The organism is Saccharothrix lopnurensis (assembly GCF_042658445.1).
GTDB lineage: Bacteria > Actinomycetota > Actinomycetes > Mycobacteriales > Pseudonocardiaceae > Actinosynnema > Actinosynnema lopnurensis.
In genome coordinates, this window is the sequence record NZ_JBHSQO010000032.1 from 12725 (window position 1) to 33995 (window position 21271).

Sequence of the window (21271 nt, forward strand, 5' to 3'; positions counted from 1 at the left end):
CGCGGTGCTCGTGCCACGTCCGACCAGGCTGGTCCGCCGCCACGGCGGGTTCACCCTCTCCCCCGACACCGCCGTCCGCGTCACCCCCGGCGCGGAGGGCGCGGCCCGGCTGCTGCGCGCGTCGCTGCGCCCGGCCACCGGGCTGCCGCTGCCGCCGCACGAGGACGGGCGGGTGGTCATCGCGCTCGACGAGCGGCTGGTGGGCCTCGGCGACGAGGGCTACGCGCTGAGCGTCACCGAGCACGCCGTGGTGCTGCGGGCGGCGACCCGGCAGGGGCTGGCGCACGGCGTGCAGACCATCCGGCAGCTGCTGCCGGTCGAGGCCCTCGGTCCGCGCCCGGCGCCCGGCGTGGTCTGGGCGCTGCCCGGCGTGGACGTCCGGGACACGCCGCGCCTGCCGTGGCGCGGGGTGATGCTGGACGTGGCCCGGCGCTTCCAGCCGGTGTCCGTGCTGCGCCGCTTCGTCGACCTGATGGCGCTGCACAAGCTCAACGTGCTGCACCTGCACCTCACCGACGACCAGGGCTGGCGGCTGCCCGTGCCGGGCCACCCGCGGTTGACCGAGGTCGGGGCCTGGCGCGCGGGCAGCGACGGCGACGGCGTGCCGCACGGCGGCTGGTACACCCGCGCGGAGCTGGCCGGGCTCGTCGCCCACGCCGCTGAGCGCGGGGTGCGGGTCGTGCCGGAGGTCGAGATGCCCGGCCACGCGCGGGCCGCCCTGGCCGCGTACCCGCACCTGGGCAACGTGCCGGCGCGTCGGCTGCCGGTGTGGACGCGGTGGGGCATCAGCGACGCGGTGTTCGGCGTGCACGACGCCGCCCTGGGGTTCTGCCGGGACGTGCTGGACGAGGTGGTGGACGTCTTCCCCGACCCGCACGTGCACATCGGGGGCGACGAGTGCCCGACCACCGAGTGGGAGACCAGCCCGACCGCGCTGGCGCGGATCGCCCGCGAGGGGCTGGCCGGGCCGCACGAGCTGCACGGCTGGTTCCTCCGACAGGTCGCCGAGCACCTGGTGTCGCGCGGGCGCAGGCCGGTGTCGTGGGAACCGATCGGGCACCCCGGCGCGGTGGTCATGCCGTGGCGGGACGCGGCGGACGCCTATCGCGCGCTGGAGCGCGGCCACGACGTGGTCATGGCCCCGCACCGCTCGACCTACCTGGACTACCCGCAGTCGGCCGACCCGGACGAGCCCGCCGGACAGCCCGGCCTGGTGGTCACCGCGCACGACGTCTACCACGTGCCCCTGCCTACCGGGGTCCTCGGCGCCCAGTGCGCGCTGTGGACCGAGTACGTGCCCACCGCGCGGCACCTGGAACGACTGGCGTTCCCCCGGCTCGCGGCGCTGGCCGACGCGCTGTGGACCCGACGACCCTCGTGGGCCGACTTCACCGACCGGATGCGCGGGCACGCCGGCCGCCTGGCCGCGCTGTCGGTGCCCCACGGACCGCTGACGACCAGGGAGGAGGACGAAGACCGCTCCCCTGCTCAACCCTGCTGACCCGAGGAGAACTGCCTTGTCCACACGGAAGATCGCCGTGGCCGGCGCGGCCGCGGCGGCGGTGGGCGCCCTGGTGACCGGCCTGCTGACCGCGCCCGCCGCGCTGGCCGCCGACGCCGTCACCGCCCAGTACCGCACCAGCGCCACCGCGGCGGCGACCGACCAGGTCGAACCCTGGTTCAAGCTGGTCAACACCGGCACCACGTCCCTGCCGCTGGCCGAGTTGAAGGTCCGCTACTACTTCACCGCCGACAGCCCGTCGATCGGCTACCGCTTCGCCTGCTCGTGGGCGGTGCGGGGCTGCGGCATCGTGACCGGCTCGTTCGGCACGCTGACCGGCGGCGTCGCCGACCGGTACCTGGAGGTCGGCTTCACGTCGGGCACGCTCGCGCCCGGCGCGGACACCGGTGACCTCCAGCTGCGCTTCTACCGGTCCGACTGGGGCCGCATCACCCAGTCGGACGACTACTCGTTCCGGGCGTCGAGCAGCTACTCGGCGTGGCCGAGGGTGGCCGTCTACCGGGGCGGGACGCTGCTGTACGGCACCCCGCCGGGCGGCACGCCGCCGACCACCACGACCACCACGTCGACCCCGCCGAACCCCAACGGCCCGGCGCTGTTCGACGACTTCTCCTACACCAACTCCGCTGATTCGCGCATCTCCCAGCGCGGCTGGACGGTCCGCTCCGGCGGCGGCGGTCCGGGTGTGCCGGGTGCCGAGTGGGACCCGACGCGGATCACGTTCCCGACCGTGGACGGGCAGCAGTCGATGCGGCTGGAGTCGTGGAACAACGGCTCGGCGGCGCGGCAGACCGAGCTGTTCCACCAGCGGAAGTTCTTCGAGGGCACGTACGCGGCGCGGGTGAAGTTCTCCGACGCGCCGGTGTCCGGCCCCGACGGCGACCACGTGGTGCAGACGTTCTTCACCATCACGCCGCTGCGCTCCGACCTCGACCCGGACTACGGGGAGATCGACTTCGAGTACCTGCCCAACGGCGGGTGGGGTGAGACGTCGAACATCCTGTACGAGACGACGTGGGAGACCTACCGCAACGACCCGTGGCTGGCCGACAACACCCACACCGCGCAGCGGCAGAGCTACGCGGGCTGGCACGACCTGGTGGTCCAGGTGTCGGGTGGCCGGGTGAAGTACTTCGTGGACGGGGCGCAGGTCGCCGACCACGGGGACAAGTACTACCCGGAGACGCCGATGTCGATCAACTTCAACCTGTGGTTCATCGCGGGTGGGCTGGTCGGCTCGTCGGGTGACCGGACGTACCAGCAGCACGTGGACTGGGTGTACTTCGCCAAGGACCAGGTGCTGAGCCCGGCGCAGGTGACGTCGAAGGTGTCGGGTTACCGGTCCTCGGGCGTGGCCCACGTGGACACGGTGCCGGCGGCGTAGTCGTCGTTCCCCGGCCCGCTCTCGGGCGGGTCGGGGACCCTCGTCAGAGGGTTGTGATGACTGTGCAGTGGTGGAGTGTGCGCACCAGTTTCGAGGCCAGGACCCAGCGGATCGCGGGGTCGTCGAAGGCGACTGGTTCGCTCGTGACGGGGACGGGGAGCGCGGTCCCTCGCGGTAGTGGGTTCCGTCGACGCCGTGGATCGGGTGTTCGCGGGCGCGGATGACGAGGTGCCCTTCCTGGCGCGACGCTGGGCAGGTGCGGGTGGCCGTGTGTGCGCAGGGCAGGCAGATCGGGGGTTCGGCGACGAGCATTCCCTCGGGCCAGCCGGGCCAGGGTCGGGTGCGGTCGGGGATGAGCCAGAGGGTGCCGTCGTCGTCGCTATCGGCCGGTCCGGCGCAGACCTGGCACAGGAGTTTGCGCATGGCGCGGCGTTGCCGGTGGACCACGAGATTGCCACCTGCCTCACCTGTCAACACACGGAGCACAGAGGTCTACGGCGGCAAGGTGTTGCGCCTACATCCTCCGTCGCATGACGGGCAGGACAGCCGCGAACAGCACTCCTACCCGTATCGACAGACGGTAGGACGCTCTCCTGTTCAGCTTTTAACAGCGTGTTAATGCTGCTCGACGATCACCCGATCGGGGCTACTCGCATACGGTGGGCGAGCCCCCGCAACTCTCGACCCCCGGCGTCCCGGCGAGCCTTGACGAGGAGGTTCGACACCGCCTCGCGGGCGAAGACATCGGTCCGCACCTTCTGCGGCGCCAGTCGTTCCGCTACGAGCAGTGCTTCCACACCGCGCCCCTGAGTGCCGCGTTCGCCCAGCAAACTACGGCCGTAGTCGATCCAAAAAGTAGCCTGACGGGAAGCGGAAACACCTGCCGGGTTGACCCCTCGGGCTATTTCGGTGACGCGACCACCTTGGTCCAGCTCAAGACCGATCGACACCTTCCAGATTCCGACGTTGGTCCTGCCGAAATTCGTCTGCATCCAGGGGCTCACGTCTTCGTCCAGCACGTCCGCGAATCGCGCGGCTTCCGCCAGGTGCTCCTGCGCCGACTCGTTGTTCCCCAGGGCAGCCGAAGCGAGCGAGGCCGTCAAATGAGCCAGGCCACGAATCTCCGCGCGAGTGTCGACCGCATCCGCCACCTGTACTGCCAATTCATACTGACGGGCACGATTGGCGCCGCTCAGGAGTTGAGCGCGCTGGTAGGCCGCGTAGGAAAGCCATACGGGGTCTTCCAGCTCCTCGGCGACACGGCGCATTCGCTCGGCCGCCAGGACCGGAAGTCCGGCGATGCCGAGGTCATGGGCCAGGTAGGCGGCCGCCTTGTAGGCGCTCATCAACCCCACCAGTGCGTCTTCCCGGTGGTCGGCCGTGGCTGACGCGGCGAGGAGGTCACGGATGAGCGCAGGCAGGAGGCTCGCCTGCTCCGCGTACTCGGCCTTCGGGCGCAGCACCAGGTTGAGCCGCTTGACATCGGCGCGTATCTCGTCCCAGGGCCGACTGAGCCCACCCGGGACCTCGCCGATCTGCCAACCGGTCAGTACGTCCTCAACAGCAGGCATGCCGGTGCGCGCTTCAGTGGACGGCGCGCCCGAAAGTGCGTACGGCTTCCCCGTGAGTTCGACGGGCGAGACCCGCAACGCCCGAGCCAGGTTTTCGAGCACGGACCTCTTCGTCACGGGCCGCAGTCCGCGTTCGATCATGCTGAGGTACGCGGGGGTCATGCCCGCCAGTTCGGCTGCCTCGGTCAGGGTCAGTCCGCGCCGGTTCCGGATCTCGCGCACTCGACGGCCGATGCCCCCCGAGTCGTCCTCGTACATCGGGTCACCTCCTACCGTGGCACGGGGTTCGCACCAAGGTACCCGGCACTACAGGTCACCCCGCCTTCCGCAGCACCTCCGCCAACGACGTGGCCGGGTGGCCGGTGAGGCGTTCGACGTGGTCGGTGACGTCCGCCAGTTCGCCGTTGGCGATGGCGGTGTAGGTGGAGACCCACGCGTCCAGTTGCCAGTCCGGGGCGCCGTACGAGGCGCGCGAGCGGTACGCCTCCGCCACGGTCTCCGGCCGGTAGGTCGTGGGACGGCCGGTGACCTCGGTGATCACGCCGGCGATGTCGTCCAGGCCCAGCGCCTCGGGGCCGGTGAGGTCGTAGGTCGCGCCGGCGTGGTCGGGGGCGGCCAGGAGCACTGCGGTGGCCGCGTCGGCGATGTCGTCCTGCGCCACCACGGCCGCCCGCCCCTCCCCCGCCGGGCCCCGGATCGCGCCGTCCTCGCCGACCAGCACCGAGGTGAAGTCGGCGTAGAGGTTGTCGCGCAGGAAGGTGTGCGGCAGGCCGGTGGCGCGGATGTGCTCCTCGGTGGCGTGGTGGTCGCGGGCGAGGGTGAAGGTCGCGTCGGGGGCCGCGCCGCAGAAGGAGATGTAGACGAGGTGGCCCACGCCGGCCTCAGCGGCGGCATCGACGAACGCGCGGTGCTGGTCGACGCGGTCCGCGGTCTCCGAGGCCGAGACCATGAGCACGCGGTCCACGCCGGTCAGGGCCTCGCGCACCGCGTCACGGTCGGGGAAGGGGGCGACGGCGGTGGTCGCGCCGGGCAGGCGCGGGGCGCGGGCCGGGTCGCGCACGAGCAGCCGCTGGGGGACGCCGTCGGCGGCCAGGCGGCGCGCGACGCGCCCGCCGAGGCGGCCGGTGGCGCCGGTGACCGCGACGGCGGGGGTGGAGGCGGGGTGGTGCGGGTCGGTCACGGCGGTTCCCTCCGGGCGGCGTGCGGTACGTGCGGATCATGTCGCGCACGTGGCCTGGCCGCGAGTCCGGGGAAGAACGCGGGCCGGGAGGGAACCCGCGGGCGGGTCCGAGGCCGGGTGGGCCGGTGCCCACCCGGCCGCCCGGCTCCGCGGGCACCGGCCGCCGCCCGTCGGCCGGTGCCCGCCCGCACCGGTCAGCTCAGCGCGAGGTCCGAGGTCGGGAAGGTGCCGTGAGCGGGGTTGACGTCCGCCTCGCCGCCGCGGCCGTCGCAGCGCCGATCGGGGTTGAACGCCAGGTAGGTGCCCGAGGAGCAGGCGATGGCGAACTCCGCGTCACCGCCCACCACGACGTTGCCCGAGAGGTTGGCGCCGTCCTGGACCAGGGCGTTGTCCTTGACCACGGCGTTGCCGGCGACCACACCGCCGTTGACCCAGCCCAGGCCCTCGACTCGGGCGTTGTCCCGGACCGTCGCACGGCCGTGGACGGCGGCCTTGGGGCCGACGTACGCGGTCGCGGCGACCGTGGCGGTGTTGGCCACCCAGCCGCCGCCGTTGGCGTGCCAGCGGCCGCCGCCGGTCGGGGCGGGCTTGACGTGGCCCGGTTCGAAACCGGACGGGGTGGCGCCGGAGACCCGGAACTCGTAGGGGAAGCGGCGCGCCTTGTCGTAGCCGTCGAGGAAGGCGTAGCGCGGCACGGCGGTCGGCGCGCCGGTGACCACGAGCCACACCTCGCGCTCGCCGGACTGGAGCTGGAAGGTGATCTGGCCGTCGGTCCCGACCGTCACCGGCGAGTAGCGCGGCACGCCGTTGCGCACCGCGACCAGGCCGAACGCCCAGCCGGTCGCGCCGGTCTCGGCGTGCCCCTTCACCCGGACCCTCACCAGCGCGCCGTCGGAGGCGGCCACCAGCTTGACCTTGTTGAAGCCGTAGTCGGAGGGCGCGGCGCGGGTGTTCACCCGGAAGTGGCCCGCCGCCGCGTCGACCGGCTCGACCAGGCCGCCGTTGTACGCCTTGAGGAAGCCCGAGCCGTACACGTTGTCGATGAACGGCATCAGGGTGGCGCGGTTGCCGTAGTCGTAGGTGACGTTGCGGGTGGCGTACTCGCCGATCCGCCGGTTCAGCTCGGCCTGGGTGATGCCGGCCAGGCGTCGGTAGACCTCCAGCGGGTGCTCGTCGCCGCGCGCCTCGTTCCACAGCCGGTTGAACATCGCCAGGCCGTCGCGGTCCTTGACGTACTGCATGAGCATCCAGTTGCCGTAGTGGTGGCGGCTGGAGCTCCAGTACAGGTTCTCCGACCGCAGCCAGCGGGTCAGGTCGCCCGCCGCGGTGGCGGGCAGGGCCTGCATCGCCATGAACTCGGCGCCGGTCTCCCAGAACGTGCCCGCGTACGGGGCGGTGAAGCCGTACCCGGGGCGCCCCATGGTGGTGTACGCCTGGAACACGTGGCCCAGCTCGTGCGCCAGGCCCCACGACCCGGGCAGCGCCGCGCCGGGCGCGACGTTGATGATGCCGACCCGCCCGTCCACCGAGCCGCCCGTGGCCCACGCGTCCAGCGCGGTGCGGTTCCACGTGCGGGTGATGATGACGATGATCTTGTGCTGGGCCAGCAGCCCCGTCTCCGGGGTGAACCGCATCGTGTTCACGTAGAACGAGTACAGGTTCTCCAACTGCGTGATGACGCTGGTGGGGTCGAAGTTGTACGGCGAGGGCGCGGACACCGGGTTCGTCCCGGACCGCTCACCCCACAGCAGGATGAAGTTGGTGGACTCGCGCGTGCGCTCGGGGGCCCACGGCACCTCGCCGGTCTGCGTCCACCGGGCCGGGAGGTAGACGGTTTTCGCGGCGGCGACGACATCGGCGGCGGTATCGGCGGAGGTGGAGGCCGGGAAAGGGGAGGCGGAGGCGGCGGGCGGCGCGAGCACCGCGGTGAGCACACCCACGGTCAGGGCCGCGACCACCGCCCGCGCACCCGACGGTCGTCTGCCGTGCAGGTCGTACGTCATCGTGCGACAACACCTTTCGTCGAACGGCGTGTGGGCGCGAATGACGGCGGCTTCGCACCGGAATCCGGGTGTCGGGCCAGGATGGGCTCCGAAAAGGTTTTCGGCAAGCCCCACCAGCGCGTTGTCGAACAGCGCGACCCGTTCGACTCGACGCGTGCCGCGCGTTCGACGCGACCGCCGGAAAAAACTTCGGCCGGCGGTGTCGAGAACCCGGGACCGGCTCCGTCCCCGCTGTGAACGCCGACCACAATGGGTCGGGCGAGGCTCGGAGGAGACGCACCATGGCCAAGTACCTGCTGCTCAAGCACTACCGCGGCGCCCCGGCGGCGGTCAACGACGTGCCGATGGACCAGTGGACGCCGGAGGAGATCTCGGACCACGTCCGGTACATGAACGACTTCGCCGCCCGGCTGGAGCAGACCGGCGAGTTCGTCGACGGCCAGGCGCTCGCACCCGAGGGCACGTTCGTCCGGTACGACGGCGAGGGCCGCCCGCCCGTCACCGACGGCCCGTTCCCCGAGACCAAGGACCTCATCGCCGGCTGGATGGTGATCGACGTCGACAGCCACGAGCGCGCCGTGCAGCTGGCCGGCGAGCTGTCGGCCGCGCCCGGGGCGGGTGGCGAGCCGATCCACGAGTGGCTGGAGCTGCGCCCGTTCCTGCACGCGCCGCCCACCATCACCGAATGACCCGGCACCTGGACGAGGCCCTGCTCCGGGGCCTCACGCCGAACGTCCTCGGCGTCCTCGTCCGCCGCGGAGCCGACTTCGCGGCGGCCGAGGACGCCGTGCAGGACGCGCTGGTCGAGGCGGTCCGCTCCTGGCCCGCCGACCCCCCGCGCGAACCGAAGGGCTGGCTGGTCGCCGTGGCCTGGCGCCGGTTCCTCGACGCGACCAGGGCGGAGGACTCCCGCCGCCGGCGGGAGGACCTGGTCGACGAGGAGCCGGCGCCCGGACCGGTGCCCGCGGTGGACGACACGCTCCAGCTGTACTTCCTGTGCGCCCACCCGTCGCTCACGCCGTCGTCGGCGGTCGCGCTCACGCTGCGCGCCGTCGGCGGCCTGACCACCCGCCAGATCGCCCGCGCCTACCTGGTGCCCGAGGCGACCATGGCTCAGCGCATCAGCCGGGCCAAGCGCACCGTCGCCGGCGTGCGGTTCGACCGGCCCGGCGACGTGGCCACCGTGCTGCGCGTGCTCTACCTGGTCTTCAACGAGGGCTACTCCGGCGATGTCGACCTCGCGGTGGAGGCCATCCGGCTCACCCGGCAGCTCGCGGCCGCGATCGACCACCCGGAGGTGGCGGGGCTGCTCGCCCTCATGCTGCTCCACCACGCCCGGCGCGCCGCCCGGACCTCGCCCGACGGCGGCTTGGTGCCGCTCGCGGAGCAGGACCGCGGCCTGTGGGACACCCGGTTGATCGCCGAGGGGGTCGGGATCCTCCAGGCGGCCCTGGCCCGGGACCGGCTGGGCGAGTTCCAGGCCCAGGCCGCCATCGCGGCGCTCCACGCCGACGCGCGCACCGCGGCGGAGACCGACTGGGTGCAGGTCGTCGAGTGGTACGACGAGCTGCTGCTCCTGGTCGACAGCCCGGTGGTCCGGCTCAACCGCGCGGTGGCCGTCGGCGAGGCCGACGGTCCGCGCGCGGGCCTGGCGGCGCTCGCGGGGCTGGACGCCTCGCTGCCCCGCCACGCCGCGGTGTCGGCGTACCTCCGGGAGCGCGCCGGCGACCCGGCGGGGGCGGCGCGGCTGTACGCGGAGGCGGCCCGCAAGGCGACCAACCTCGCCGAGCGCGACCACCTGACGCGCCAGGCGGCCCGGCTCAACGCCCGCCGCCGCGCCCCTGACGGTCCGTAGCCGCGGCGCCACCGCCCGAACCGTCCCTGGCCGCCGGCCGACCGCGAATGCGAAGATCTTCCGCCTATGCCGAGAATTCCCCACGGGGTTCGGGCGGGTTACGCGGCCGGGTCGTTCGTCACCGGCGCGTTCGGCACCGTGCCCGGCCTGCTCCTGCTGCCCTACCTGACCGACGGCCTGGCGGTGCCCGCCGCGGTCGCCGGGCTGCTGGTGCTCGCGCCGAAGGCGTGGGACGTGCTGTTCAACCCCGTGGCGGGCCGGATCAGCGACCGGGCGGGCGTGCGGCGGCCGTTCCTGCTGCGCGGCGGGCTGGCCACGGCGGCGCTGTTCGCGCTGCTGTTCGCCGGGCCGTTCACCGGGGCCGGCGCGGCGGTGTACGTGGCGCTGGTGTTCCTGGCCTGCGCGACGGCGTACGCGTTCTTCCAGGTGCCGTACGTGGCCATGGCCGCGGAGATCACCGACGACTACGACGAGCGCACCCGGCTGATGGCGTGGCGGATGGCGTTCCTGGCGCTGGCCATCCTGCTCAGCGGGGCCGGCGCGCCCGCGGTGCGCGACCTCGTCGGCTACCCGGGCATGGGCGCGGCGGTCGCGGCGGTGATGGTGCTGGGCACCGCGGTGGTCGTGGCCGGCACGCGCGGGGTGCCCGCGGCGCGGCGGGTGTCGACGGCCGCGTCACCGCGCGAGCTGCTGGCGGCGGTGCGCGGGTCGCGGCCGTTCCGGTCGCTGCTGGCGGTGTTCGTGGTGCAGGCCGTGGGGCTGGGCACGATGCTCGCGGGCGTCGACTACTTCGCCCGGCTGGTGCTGGGCGACCGGTCGTGGCAGCCGGCGCTGTTCGCCGGGTTCGTCGGGCCCGCGCTGCTGGTCATGCCGCTGTGGCAGCGGGTCGGCCGGCGGCGCGGCAAGCGGTTCGGCCTGGTCGCGGCGTCCCTGCTGTTCGCGGTGGCCGTGGTGGGGCTGCTGGCCTCGCCGGTGCTGCCGGTCGGCGTGGTGCTCGCCCTGATGGCGGTGATCGGCGTCGGGTACGCGGGGATGCAGGTGTTCCCGCTGGCGATGCTGCCGGACGTGATCACCGCCGAGGAGGAACGGGCCGGCGCGACGCGCGCGGGCCTGTTCTCCGGCGTGTGGACGGCCGGCGAGACGCTCGGGCTGGCGCTGGGGCCCGGCGTGTACGGGCTGGTGCTGGCGCTGGGCGGGTACGTCGCGAGCACCGACGGCTCGGCCGTGCAGAGCTCCGGCGCGGTGACCGCCGCGCTGCTCGGTTTCACCGCCGTGCCCGCGGTGCTGGCGGTGGTCGCCCTGCCCCTGCTGCGTGAGGAGATCCCCCGATGACCGACGTCCTGGCCGAGCTGCGCGCGTTGCGGGCGGGCGACCTGCCCACGCACGGCGGGCGCACGCTGGCCTACGTCTACGACAGCGCGCTGCCGGGGCTCGACGAGCTGGCGGCGTCCGCGCACGCGCTGGCGTCATCGGTGAACGGGCTCGACCCGACCGCGTTCCCGAGCCTGCTGCGGCTGGAGAACGACGTGGTGCGCACCGCGGCCCGGCTGCTGGGCGGTTCCCCGGAGACCGTCGGCACGGTCACCTCGGGGGGCACCGAGTCGTGCCTGCTGGCGGTGGTCGCGGCGCGGGACTCGCGGCCGGGGGTCGCCTCGCCGTCGGTGGTGCTGCCCGAGACCGCGCACGCGGCGTTCCACAAGGCGGCGCACTACTTCGGGGTGCGGGCGGTGCCGGTGCCGGTGGACCCGGTGACGTTCCGGGCCGACCCGGCGGCGGTGGCCGCGGCGATCGACCCCTCCACCGTGCTGGTGGTGGCCAGCGCGCCGTCCTACGCGCACGGCGTGGTCGACCCGGTGGCGGAGATCGCGGCGGCGGCCTCCGCGCGCGGGGTGCGCTGCCACGTGGACGCGTGCATCGGCGGGTGGGTGCTGCCGCACGCCGACGGGGTGGCGCCGTTCGACCTCTCGGTGCCCGGGGTCACCAGCATCTCGGTGGACCTGCACAAGTACGCGTACTGCCCGAAGGGCACGTCGGTCCTGCTGCACGCCAACGCCGACCTGCGCCGGGCGCAGTTCTTCGCCAGCGCCGCCTGGCCCGGGTACACGATGCTGAACCCCACCACGCAGTCCACCCGGTCGGGTGGTCCCCTGGCCGCCGCGTGGGCGGTCCTGCGGCACGTCGGTGACGACGGGTACCGGGAGCTGGCGCGGCGGGCGCTGGAGAGCACGCGGGTGCTGCGCGCCGGGGTCGAGGGGATCGACGGGCTCCGGGTGCTCGGCTCGCCGGACGCCACGCTGCTGGCCGTGGCCGCGTCCCGGGACGACCTCGACGTGTTCACCGTGGCCGACGAGATGAAGGCGCGGAACTGGTACGTGCAGCCGCAGTTCGCCTTCGGCCCCTCCCCCGCCAACCTGCACCTGACCGTGACGGCCGCCAACGCCGGGCACGAGCGGGAGCTGCTCGACGACCTGCGCGCCTCGGTGGCGGCGGCGGTCGAGGCCGGGCCGGTGGAGGTGGCGCCGGAGGTCCTGGCGTTCATCGGCTCGCTCGACCCCGCCGCGCTGACCCCCGCCGAGTTCGCCGGGCTCCTCGCGGCGGCCGGGATGGGCGGCGGGGACGGGTTGCCGGAGCGCATGGCGGTGGTGAACACGCTGCTGGCGGCGGCGTCGCCCGCGCTGCGCGAGCGGCTGCTGGTGGAGTTCCTGGGCGCGCTGTACTCCTCCTGAGGCGGCGCTGGGCCGTTTGCGCGATCATGGTGGCGTGCACCTTGATCTGAGCGGCAGGACGGCACTGGTCACCGGGTCGACGCAGGGCATCGGCGAAGCCATCGCGGTGGGCCTGGCGCGGGCCGGCGCGCGGACGGCGGTCAACGGGCGCAGGCCGGACGCGGTGGAGGAGGCGGTGGCGCGGCTGCGCGAGGCCGTGCCGGGGGCCGACGTGGTGGCCGCGCCCGGTGACGTGTCGACCGCCGAGGGCGCGTCGGCCCTGTTCGACGCGCTGCCGGTGGTGGACGTGCTGGTCAACAACGTGGGCATCTTCGGCTCGCGCCCGGCCCTCGACATCACCGACGACGAGTGGCGGCGGTACTTCGAGGTGAACGTGCTGGCGGCCGTGCGGCTGACCAGGACGTACCTGCCGGGGATGCGGGAGCGCGGCTGGGGGCGGGTGCAGTACATCGCCAGCGACTCGGCCGTGGTGATCCCGGCGGAGATGATCCACTACGGCGTGTCGAAGACGGCGCTGCTGGGGGTGTCGCGCGGGTTCGCCAAGGAGGCGGCGGGCAGCGGGGTGACGGTGAACTGCGTGCTCGCCGGGCCCACCCACACGGGCGGGGTCGAGGACTTCGTGTACGAGCTGGTGGACCGGTCGGTGCCGTGGGAGGAGGCGCAGCGGGAGTTCATGCGCCTGCACCGGCCGCAGTCGCTGCTGGGGCGGTTGATCGAGCCGGAGGAGATCGCGAACCTGTGCGTGTACCTGGCCTCGCCACAGGCGTCGGCGACCACCGGGGCGGCGGTGCGGGTGGACGGCGGGTACGTGGACTCGATCGTGCCGTAGGGCGCACCGGGTCGCGCGGTTAGCGGGTTGTTAGGGGCTCGGCGGACGATCTCGGCGTCTTCAGAACAGCGCGGAGGAGAACCATGCCGAGTCGAGTCCAGTTCCTGCGGTCCTGCGCGGCGGCCCTCGCCGCGGTCGTCCTGGCGGTCACGGGTGCGACGGCCACCGCGACCGCGGCCCCCGACCGGGCCGGCGACCAGTCCGACGCCGGGTTCCGGTTCCGGAACGACAACAGCGGGCTGTGCCTGTCGATCCCGGGTGGTTCCCGGACCATCGGCGTGCAGGCCACGCAGTTCGACTGCGAACCCGACACCGCGGCCAAGCAGTTCGTCATCCTGGACTGGTACACCGACGGCTACGGCAACCCGGTGATCGGCCTGTCGCCCTACGAGAGCTTCTTCAGCGACCGGCCCCTGTGCCTCGGCGTGCCGGGCGGCTCCACCACCGAGGGCGCGGCGGTCGCGCAGTTCGAGTGCTCCGGCAACAGCGACCAGATGTGGGCGTGGGACAAGGCGTCGCGCCTGCGGAACGTCAAGACGAACCAGTGCCTGTCGGTCTACGCCGGGTGGACCTCCCCCGGGGTCAAGATCATCCAGTGGGGCTGCGGGGACAGCGCGGCGCAGAAGTGGCGCCTGTACTGACCCGATCGCGGTCGTCGGTGCGGGACCGCGATCCCGCACCGACCTCGCCGGGCGCGGCGCGAGGGGTCCGCGCCCGGTGCCGGGAGACCGGGCCCCAGCGCCGGTCACCGGCAGCGGGCGGCCAGGTGCGGCGGGAGCCCCAGGCCGTCCACGTCCAGGGCCAGGTTCTCCAGCGCCCGCCGGCACTCCTCGCGGTAGCGCGCGCCGGTCCCGGTCTCGCCGAGCGCGTCGTGGACGACGTGCAGCCGGGCGAGCGTGCGCGCCACCTCCACCGGCATGTCGATCCGCCGCCACAGCTCCAGCGACCCGACCAGCGGCGGGACCGCCTCCCGCCACCGCCCCCGCGCCGCGTGCAGGTCACCGCGCAGGCGCTCGGCCTCCGCGAGCAGGTGGTCGTTGTGCAGCAGCTCCCCGGCGCGCGCGGCGGCCTCGGCGTGCGCGACCGCCGCGGTCGGGTCGCCCCGGCGGAGGGCCACCCGCGCCGACACCGCCCGCGCGTACGCGGTGCCCGTGTCGTCGCCGATCTCCTCGGTGATGTCGAGCATCTCGGCCAGCACCTCGTCGGCCTCGGCCAGCCGGTCCAGCTCGGCCAGGGCGGTGGCGTGGTTGTGCAGCTTGAGCGTCACCTCCCGGGACCTGCCGGACTTGCGCGCCAGCGCCACCGCCTCCTCCAGGAACGGCAGCGCCCGCTCCGGGCGCCCGGCGTCGAGGTGGGCGTTGGCGAGCCCGGCCAGGGCGCTGGCCACCAGGAACGGGTCGACCCCCGGTTCCCGCGACCGCCGCTCGGCCCGCTCCAGCCAGTGCAGCGCCTCGGCGGACCGGCCCAGCCACCGCGCCGCGCGGCCGGCCTGCCACAGGGCCGTCACCTCCGCGTCCAGGTCGTCCAGCGCCCTGGCCAGCTCCAGGTGCTCGGCCGCGAGGGCGGGCAGCTCGGCGAGCCGGTCGAGCCGGCTGAGCGCCTCGTAGAACGCGGGCAGCAGCCGGGCGAGCAGCGGCTCCAGCCCTTGCCCCCGGACCCGGGCGACCACCCGGCGGAACAGGTCCTCGCGCTGGTGGTCGTGCGCGCGCAGGGTGAGGAAGCCCGACGTGTGCAGCGCCAGCCGGGCGGCGAGGTCCGCCCGCCCCAGCCGCAGGGCCTCGTCGACCGCCGCCCCGACGCCGTGCCGCTCGGCCTCGAACCACTCGGCGGCGAGGTCCCCGGCGATCCGCGGCGCGGCGCGCGGCGGCCGCGGCACGGGGAGGCCGGCCGAGTAGCGGGTGCCGTGCGGGAGGAGCCCGTCGGCGGTGGCCGCCAGCGCGAGCCAGCCCGACACCACCCTGGTCACCGCCTGGTCGCGCGACCCCGCGTCGTCCTCCTCCGCCGCCCGTTCCCGGGCGAAGTCGGCCACCAGGTCGTGCAGCCGGTAGCGGACCTGGCCGACGGCGTCCTTGCCGGTGGTGTCGACCAGGTGCGCCTCGGTGAGCTGGTCCAGCAGCCCGCGCAGGGGTTCCCCGATCAGCTCCTCGGCCACCCACCGCGGCCAGTCCGGGGCCGTCACCAGCCCGAGCCCGCGCAGCAGCCGCCGCGCGCCGGGGGTGAGGGCGCGGTAGCCGAGCGCGATGCCGGCCCGGACGTCCAGGTCACCGACGACGAGTTCGTCCAGGCGGGCGCGCTCGTCGGCCAGCCGCTCGCGGAACTCCTCGAAGGTCCAGTGCGGGTTGATGGCGAGCCGGGCCGCCGCGATGCACACGGCCAGCGGCAGGTTCCCGCAGAGCCGCACCACCTCGCGCGCCGCGTCCGGCTCGGCGGCGGCGCGTTCCTCGCCGGCGACGCGCGTCAGCAGCGCGAGGGCGTCGTCCCGGTCGAGCAGCGGCACCGGGTACCGCGCCGCGCCCAGCAGCGCCCCGAGCTGCCGGCGCGAGGTCACCGCCGTGGCGGACCGCCCGGTGCCGGGCAGCAGCGGCCGGACCTGCTCCTCGCTCGCCGCGTCGTCCAGGACCAGCAGCACCGCCCGGTCCGCGAGGTGGCTGCGGTACATCGCGGTGCGCTCGGCGCGGTCCGCGGGCAGGGTCGTCCCGTCGACGCCGAGCGCGCGCAGGACGTTGCCGGTGACGGTGTGCGGGTCGGCGGGGTCGGGGTGCGCGCCGCGCAGGTCGACGAAGACCTGCCCGTCCGGGAACAGCCCGGAGACGGCGTGGCCGACGGCGACGGCGAGCGCGGTCTTGCCGACGCCGCCGGGTCCGACGAGCACCGCGACGGGCGGCGCGTCCGGGGGCGCGGTCGACGGCGGCGCGCCCGCCGTTCGCCGCAGCGAGTCGGCGATCCCCGCGACGAGGGCGTCCCGGCCGGTCAGCCGCGCGGCCCGGGGCGGCAGCTGGCGCGGCGCGCGCACGGCGGGGCTGACCGCTACGGGCACCTCGTCCCGCAGCACCCGCCCCTCCACGTCCCGCAGGGCCCGGCCGGGCTCGATGCCCAGCTCGTCGACGAACCGGCGGAAGGTCTCGCGGTAGGCCGCCAGCGCGTCGGCCTTGCGGCCCGCGGAGGCCAGGGCGAGCAGGTGGACCTCGTGCAGCCGCTCGCGGTAGGGGTCCTCGGCGAGCGCGGCGGCGACGTCCCGCACCACCGCGTCGAACCGCCCGAGCGCGAGCATCGCCTCCAGGCGCGCCTGGGCCGCCCCGGTCTTCTCCTCGCCCAGGGACCGACCCAGCGCGGAGGCCCAGTCCCCCGGCACGTCGGCGAGCGCGGGTCCGCGCCACAGCTCCAGCGCCCCGGTCAGCGCGGTGACCGCCCGGTCGTCGTCGCCCCGTGCGGTGGCGTCCCGCGCCTCGGTCACCAGCGCGCGGAACTCCACCAGGTCCAACCGGTGCCCGTCGAGGTCCAGCACGTAGCCGGCGGGGCGGGTGGTGACGAGGTCGGCGGCGACGGCTCCGTAGGCGGCGCGCACCGCGCTCACCGCGTTGTGCAGCTGGGCCTTGGCCGTGCCGGGCGGGTCGGACCACAGCAGGTCGACCAGCCGTGAGGCCGATACCGGGTGGCCCGCGTTGACCAGCAGGACCGCCAGCACCAGGCGTTGCCTGCCGCTCAGCGGCGCCGCGTCCCGGGGCCGCCCGTCCTCGAACGGGCCCAGGATCCCGAAGTCGACCACCTCTCACCCCCGGGGCACCGTACACGGTGGGTTGGGGGTGGGATCGGTGGTTCGCGGGTCATCGGGCCAGGGGGATCCGCGGGATCGCGGCGCGGATCGCGGTGGCCGGGTCGGGTGCGTTCACCCCGAGGCGGCGCAGGTGGTCGACCACCTCGGTGACGGTCGTCGAGAACTTCGCCGCCGCCTCGACCAGGTGGGCGAGGGTGACGGGCTCATCGCGGCCCAGCCACGGGTCCTCGCCGTCGAAGTTCACCGACAGCAACCGCAGCTGTTCCCCGCTCAGGTCGGGCACCGGGTCGCCGACCGCCACTTCCAGGCCGTAGGCGCGCAACCGGCGCACGGCCCCCTCCTGGGAGGTTCCGCGCAACCGGCAGAACAGCCCGACGTGGTACGGCGGCACCGGTCGACCCACCTCCAGCCACGGCGCGTCCCCGTCGAGGTCCCGCGACAACAGCAGCTCGTCGTCCTTGGTCGGTCGCCGCACGGCCGGAGCCCGGCAGGCGAAGCCGTGACCGGCGAACCTCCCGACCACCTCCTCCAGCGACATGTCCAGTCGCGACGCCGCCTGCACCAGGTGCCCCGGGGGCACCGGCACGTCCGGGTGCAGCCAGGGGCTCATCGCGTCGAGGTTCCGGCTGAGCAGCACGAGATCGGCGTGGTCGCGGGGAACCGGCCCGTCCAGTACGACGCACCCGTAGCGCGCCAACCGCTCGCGCACCGCCTCGACGGGGAGGTCCAACACCTGCCCGGCCACCACCAGGTGCGACGGGGGAACAGGAACGTCCTCCGAGAACCACTTCCAGCTGACGTCGTCCGGAATCCTGCTCAACAACGGCAGGTCCGACTCCTCCACCGACGGCGGGAGGCGGTCGACCGACCCGACGTCGAACCCGTAGCGCACCAGCCGCCGCCGCACTTCCGGGAGCGTCAGACCCAGCTGGAAGTGCCCGTGCAGGACTTGGCCGAAGGAGGCGCGGTTCGAGTGCCTCCCGTGGGCGAACAGGCTGCCGGTCGAGTTCATAAGCAACAGGATGTCGACGGGGTCGGGCACCCGGCTGTCGGGGAACCGGTCAGTCTCCGGACAACCGATGTTCAGCGCGACGACCCGCCGGGCAATCTCCCGCGGTGTGGCCCCGGTCTTCTGGGCCGTCGTCAAGACCATGTGCGGGGTGAAGGGCCAGTCGGGTCTGCGCCACGCGAACGAGTGCTCCGTGACGACGGCGAGCAGCGCGCTGTCGGACGGCAAGGCAGGCAGGACCGGGCCGACGCGGGCCAGCTCGGGGACCAGGCCGGTGAAGGTGTCGAGGATCCGGTTCGGACGGTTCGCCACCAGGCGCCACAGGTAGATGGGGTCGGCCAAGTCGTCGCCCCGCCCCGGTCGCAGCAGGTTCGGCACCGACTCGGGGATGAATGCCGGCCAGCGCCGGGTCTCGCCGACGAGGTTCGCGTCCGGGGGGAAGCTCGCGGTCCTCCGGGTGGAGGTGCCCAGGGCGACGACCAGGTCCGCCAACCGGGGCGTGGCCCAGGCCACCTCGCTGACCCACTCCAGGGACGGGAGCGCGGAGGCGTCCAGTTCCCCGATCCCCCGGACCAGGAGACCTTCGACGCGGTCCGCCACGTCGTCGACGATCTTCGTCCGGTCCACGGACAGCCGGGGGGCGAGGTCGCCGGTCAGGTTCACCACCGCACCCGTGAACGTCCGGTCGGAGTTGGGAGCGGCGAGGACGCCGTGCAGGTGCTCGGGTTCGGCGTGCAGGCCGTCGACCAGGACGGCCCCGCCGTGCTCGCACCAGACGACCTGCCCGCCGACGGCCGGGACGAGCATCCCGTGGGCGTTCAGCCCCTCCGACTTCCACGCGGATCTCTTCCGGGAGCGGAACACACCCGGTTCCCACTCCTCGTGCTCCGGCCCGTGCCGGGCGGTGGTGTGGAACTCGGCGATGCCCAGCACCCGGCGCAGCACCTGCACGCAGGAGGTCGTGACGCCGGGGCGGAGGTAGAGCCGGACGACCGTGCCCGGCTTGCCGCGCTCCGCTATCTGGTGGATCTGGAACAGGTGGCCGGGCCCGGAGATGGTGGCCCGCAGGGTCCGACCGGGACGGGTGCCGTCCCGCGCCGCGCGGCACGTGGTCACGGTGATCTCGTCGGCCAGCATGAAGTAGCTGAGCACCCCGATGCCGAACCGGCTGTTGGGGTACAGCTCGACCGGGGGATCGACGGCGCGCCAGTCCGCCAGCTCGTCGCGGAACCCGGTGAGGTCCGCGAAGCGGACGCCCGCGCGGGAGAAGACGCCCTGGAGCTCCGCCTCCCCCATGCCCACACCGTTGTCGACGCAGTCGAGGTAGGCCCGTCCGTGCTCGTCGACCCCCTGGGTGAAGGTGACGCGCCCCTCCCAGGAGGAGCGGCGGTCGGTGGTGCGCTCGACGTACTGCTCCCGCGCTCGCCGGTAGCGGCAGGCGTCCAGGGCGTTCTGGTACAGCTCGCGGATCGCCAGGTCGCGGTCGCGGTAGAGCTGCTCCCCCATCAGCAGTTCGCGCACGCGCTGCTCGTCGAGGGTGAACCGGCTCCAGCCGCTGAACTCGGGCGCGCCGTCCGGGTCGCGGGCGGCCACGACCTGGTCGGCCGACGCCCGGACCGGTAACCGGCCCAGGACCTCCAGGCCGCCGTGCTTCTCCGCCGCGCGCCGGACCGCGTGCAGGAGGGTGTCCATGCGGGCCGCCTGCTCCCGCAGCGCCTCGATCACGGCCGCGTGCCGGCAGGCGGCCTTGAGCACCAAGCCGTCCGCCTGCGTCTCCCACGTCGCCGTCGCCAGCGTGTCGTGCAGGTGCGCCAGGTCCACCGGGGCCGGGATGCCGAGGTGCCGGACCACCGTGTCGGAGAGGTCCACGACCGGGGTGGTGGCCGCGTGGGCGACGCCGAGCAGCAGGCCCAGCAGCGGGACCCTGACCCGTTGCTCGTCGGGTTCGCCGCCGTAGAGGGTGTCGTGGGGCGCGAACCCGCCCAGGCGTTCGGGATCGCACAGCGCCTGGGGCTCCAGGCGCAGGCCGTAGAGCAGTTCCCGGACGCGGTCCACGTCCAGCACCTCGCGCAGCGGGCCCGGGTCGACCTCGGCGAGCAGGTCCCCGACGGCCTTGCGCTTGACGACCTCGGCCCGCTGCGCGACCCAGCGGTGGAACAGCCACCACCCGATGTCCGCCCGCGCGTCGGGGCGGTCGGGCAGCTCGGGTTGCAGGGCGCGTTCGACCAGGCGCGGGTGGTCGCGGAGGTGCTTCTCGTAGGAGGCCCGGTCGCCGTCCGGCGCTCCGGCCTGCCCGAGGTTCGTCGGGTCGACGATCACCGAAGCGGCGGCAGCCCGGTCCCACAGCACCTGGTGCAGCAGCGGCACGAGGGCCAGCAGCGCGGCTTCGGCCGGGTCGAGCACCAGGGCGTCCCGGAGCCGGTGCCTGAGCAGCCAGCCGACGCGCTTGGCGAAGCGCTCCGCCAGACCGGCGTCGTACCAGGGGTCCGAGCCGGCCTCGGGGCGCAGCGCGGCCAACCGGCCCGCCACCTCCACCGCCCGGTCGCGCGTCTCGCCCGGCACCCGCACGTGCTCCCACACCGCCGACCTCGCGACCGCCAGCATCCACGGGTCGGTGGGCTCGACCGGCACCGGCGGTGACCGGAAGTAGTTGACCGAGCCGATGGAGTGAGCCTGGACCACGGACCCGTCCCCCACCACACCGCTGATCTCGTTGTGGACCTCGTCACCACCGCGCACGGCGGCGACCCTAGCGCCCGCGTGACGGTGCGTGCACGGCCAACCGCAGAGACGGCAGAAATCGATTCAGCCGATCTGTATGGCCCAGCGAAAGCGGGTACTTTCGGCCGACACCATCGGTTGCAAAAGTTTCCCGGCGGGCACGGCAAAGAGAACAGTAACCACTCGGACACGCCCCGCGACGAACTATAGGAACTATTGATAACCCACGCGGGTCATCCCCTATGGCCGGTTCGACCGTTCAGAGGATTTCATAGGGCATCCTTGGACGCGTAGCGTTGCTCCCCACACCAACCCGCCCACTTCCGCCAAGGGCAGGAGTACCACCATGAGTACCGACAAAACCGATTACCGAGAATTCCTCGTCGTCGTCAACGACGAAGACCAGTACTCGATCTGGTTCGCCGACCGGGACCTCCCGCTGGGATGGCGAGCCGAGGGCAAGAGGGGCCCCCGGGACGAGTGCCTGGACCACATCGACCAGGTCTGGACCGACATGCGTCCGCGCAGCGTCCGCGAGCACCTCGCCGCCCAGTCCGGCTGACGGCGCTCGCGAACACCCTCTAGGAATTCACCCCCGCACACGCGAACGGGGCTCATGCCGCCGGGCGCGGATTCGGCTGCCGGGATTTCCCGGTGGCCCCTTCCGGCGTGCGCGGGAAACACATCAGCCGGGGA

At 73.8% G+C, this 21271-nt stretch carries 14 protein-coding genes; 9 read left to right on the plus strand and 5 right to left on the minus strand.

The genetic code is table 11. From position 1 onward, the window contains the following. The first annotated feature begins 4 nt into the window (after nt 1-4). Together ACFP3R_RS25665 and ACFP3R_RS25670 are read left to right on the plus strand one after the other, a co-directional pair. Nucleotides 5-1501, plus strand: coding sequence for a beta-N-acetylhexosaminidase (locus ACFP3R_RS25665; protein ID WP_380639132.1), 1497 nt, complete (start codon nt 5-7; stop codon nt 1499-1501). A gap of 16 nt (nt 1502-1517) precedes the next feature. After that, nucleotides 1518-2906 carry a cellulose binding domain-containing protein gene (locus ACFP3R_RS25670; RefSeq protein WP_380639134.1) on the plus strand — a complete coding sequence of 463 codons (1389 nt, stop codon included), beginning with the start codon at nt 1518-1520 and terminating at the stop codon, nt 2904-2906. Between the two features lie 632 nt (nt 2907-3538). Here the strand turns inward: ACFP3R_RS25670 and ACFP3R_RS25675 are convergent. From ACFP3R_RS25675 to ACFP3R_RS25685, 3 genes are all read right to left on the minus strand, one after another. After that, nucleotides 3539-4735 carry a helix-turn-helix domain-containing protein gene (locus ACFP3R_RS25675; protein ID WP_380639136.1) on the minus strand — a complete coding sequence of 399 codons (1197 nt, stop codon included), beginning with the start codon at nt 4733-4735 and terminating at the stop codon, nt 3539-3541. 55 nt (nt 4736-4790) lie between these two features. Next, nucleotides 4791-5657: an SDR family oxidoreductase gene (locus tag ACFP3R_RS25680; protein WP_380639138.1), complete on the minus strand. Its 867-nt coding sequence runs from the start codon at nt 5655-5657 to the stop codon at nt 4791-4793. A gap of 194 nt (nt 5658-5851) precedes the next feature. Continuing rightward, the gene (locus tag ACFP3R_RS25685) at nt 5852-7660 is read right to left on the minus strand and encodes a DUF6055 domain-containing protein (protein WP_380639139.1); all 1809 of its coding nucleotides are present in this window, start codon (nt 7658-7660) and stop codon (nt 5852-5854) included. 281 nt (nt 7661-7941) lie between these two features. On the opposite strand from ACFP3R_RS25685, the gene ACFP3R_RS25690 reads away from it, so the two are divergent. From ACFP3R_RS25690 to ACFP3R_RS25715, 6 genes are all read left to right on the plus strand, one after another. Further along, nucleotides 7942-8349, plus strand: coding sequence for a YciI family protein (locus ACFP3R_RS25690; RefSeq protein ID WP_380639140.1), 408 nt, complete (start codon nt 7942-7944; stop codon nt 8347-8349). Beyond that, nucleotides 8346-9515, plus strand: coding sequence for an RNA polymerase sigma factor (locus tag ACFP3R_RS25695; protein ID WP_380639142.1), 1170 nt, complete (start codon nt 8346-8348; stop codon nt 9513-9515). The genes ACFP3R_RS25690 and ACFP3R_RS25695 overlap by 4 nt, the downstream gene beginning before the upstream one ends. A gap of 66 nt (nt 9516-9581) precedes the next feature. Further along, nucleotides 9582-10847 (plus strand): MFS transporter, encoded by a 1266-nt coding sequence (locus ACFP3R_RS25700; protein ID WP_380639144.1) that lies wholly within the window; start codon nt 9582-9584, stop codon nt 10845-10847. Further along, entirely contained in the window at nt 10844-12241 is a 1398-nt protein-coding gene (locus ACFP3R_RS25705; protein WP_380639147.1) for a pyridoxal phosphate-dependent decarboxylase family protein, read from the plus strand. The genes ACFP3R_RS25700 and ACFP3R_RS25705 overlap by 4 nt, the downstream gene beginning before the upstream one ends. Before the next feature lie 34 nt (nt 12242-12275). Continuing rightward, nucleotides 12276-13070 carry an SDR family NAD(P)-dependent oxidoreductase gene (locus tag ACFP3R_RS25710; RefSeq protein ID WP_380639149.1) on the plus strand — a complete coding sequence of 265 codons (795 nt, stop codon included), beginning with the start codon at nt 12276-12278 and terminating at the stop codon, nt 13068-13070. An 83-nt stretch (nt 13071-13153) separates the two neighbouring features. After that, a complete protein-coding gene (locus ACFP3R_RS25715; protein WP_380639151.1) occupies nt 13154-13711 on the plus strand; it encodes an RICIN domain-containing protein in 558 nt (185 codons plus the stop codon). A 104-nt stretch (nt 13712-13815) separates the two neighbouring features. On the opposite strand, the gene ACFP3R_RS25720 is transcribed toward ACFP3R_RS25715, so the two are convergent. Both ACFP3R_RS25720 and ACFP3R_RS25725 read right to left on the minus strand, forming a co-directional pair. Next, nucleotides 13816-16836 (minus strand): AfsR/SARP family transcriptional regulator, encoded by a 3021-nt coding sequence (locus ACFP3R_RS25720; RefSeq protein ID WP_380639153.1) that lies wholly within the window; start codon nt 16834-16836, stop codon nt 13816-13818. A 58-nt stretch (nt 16837-16894) separates the two neighbouring features. After that, the gene (locus ACFP3R_RS25725; RefSeq protein WP_380639155.1) at nt 16895-20593 is read right to left on the minus strand and encodes a wHTH domain-containing protein; all 3699 of its coding nucleotides are present in this window, start codon (nt 20591-20593) and stop codon (nt 16895-16897) included. Nucleotides 20594-20921: 328 nt separating this feature from the next. Here ACFP3R_RS25725 and ACFP3R_RS25730 point away from each other — a divergent pair, with 328 nt between their 5' ends. Next, complete coding sequence (locus tag ACFP3R_RS25730; RefSeq protein ID WP_380639158.1) at nt 20922-21137, plus strand: MbtH family protein; 216 nt, start codon at nt 20922-20924, stop codon at nt 21135-21137. The last annotated feature ends 134 nt before the right edge of the window (nt 21138-21271 follow it).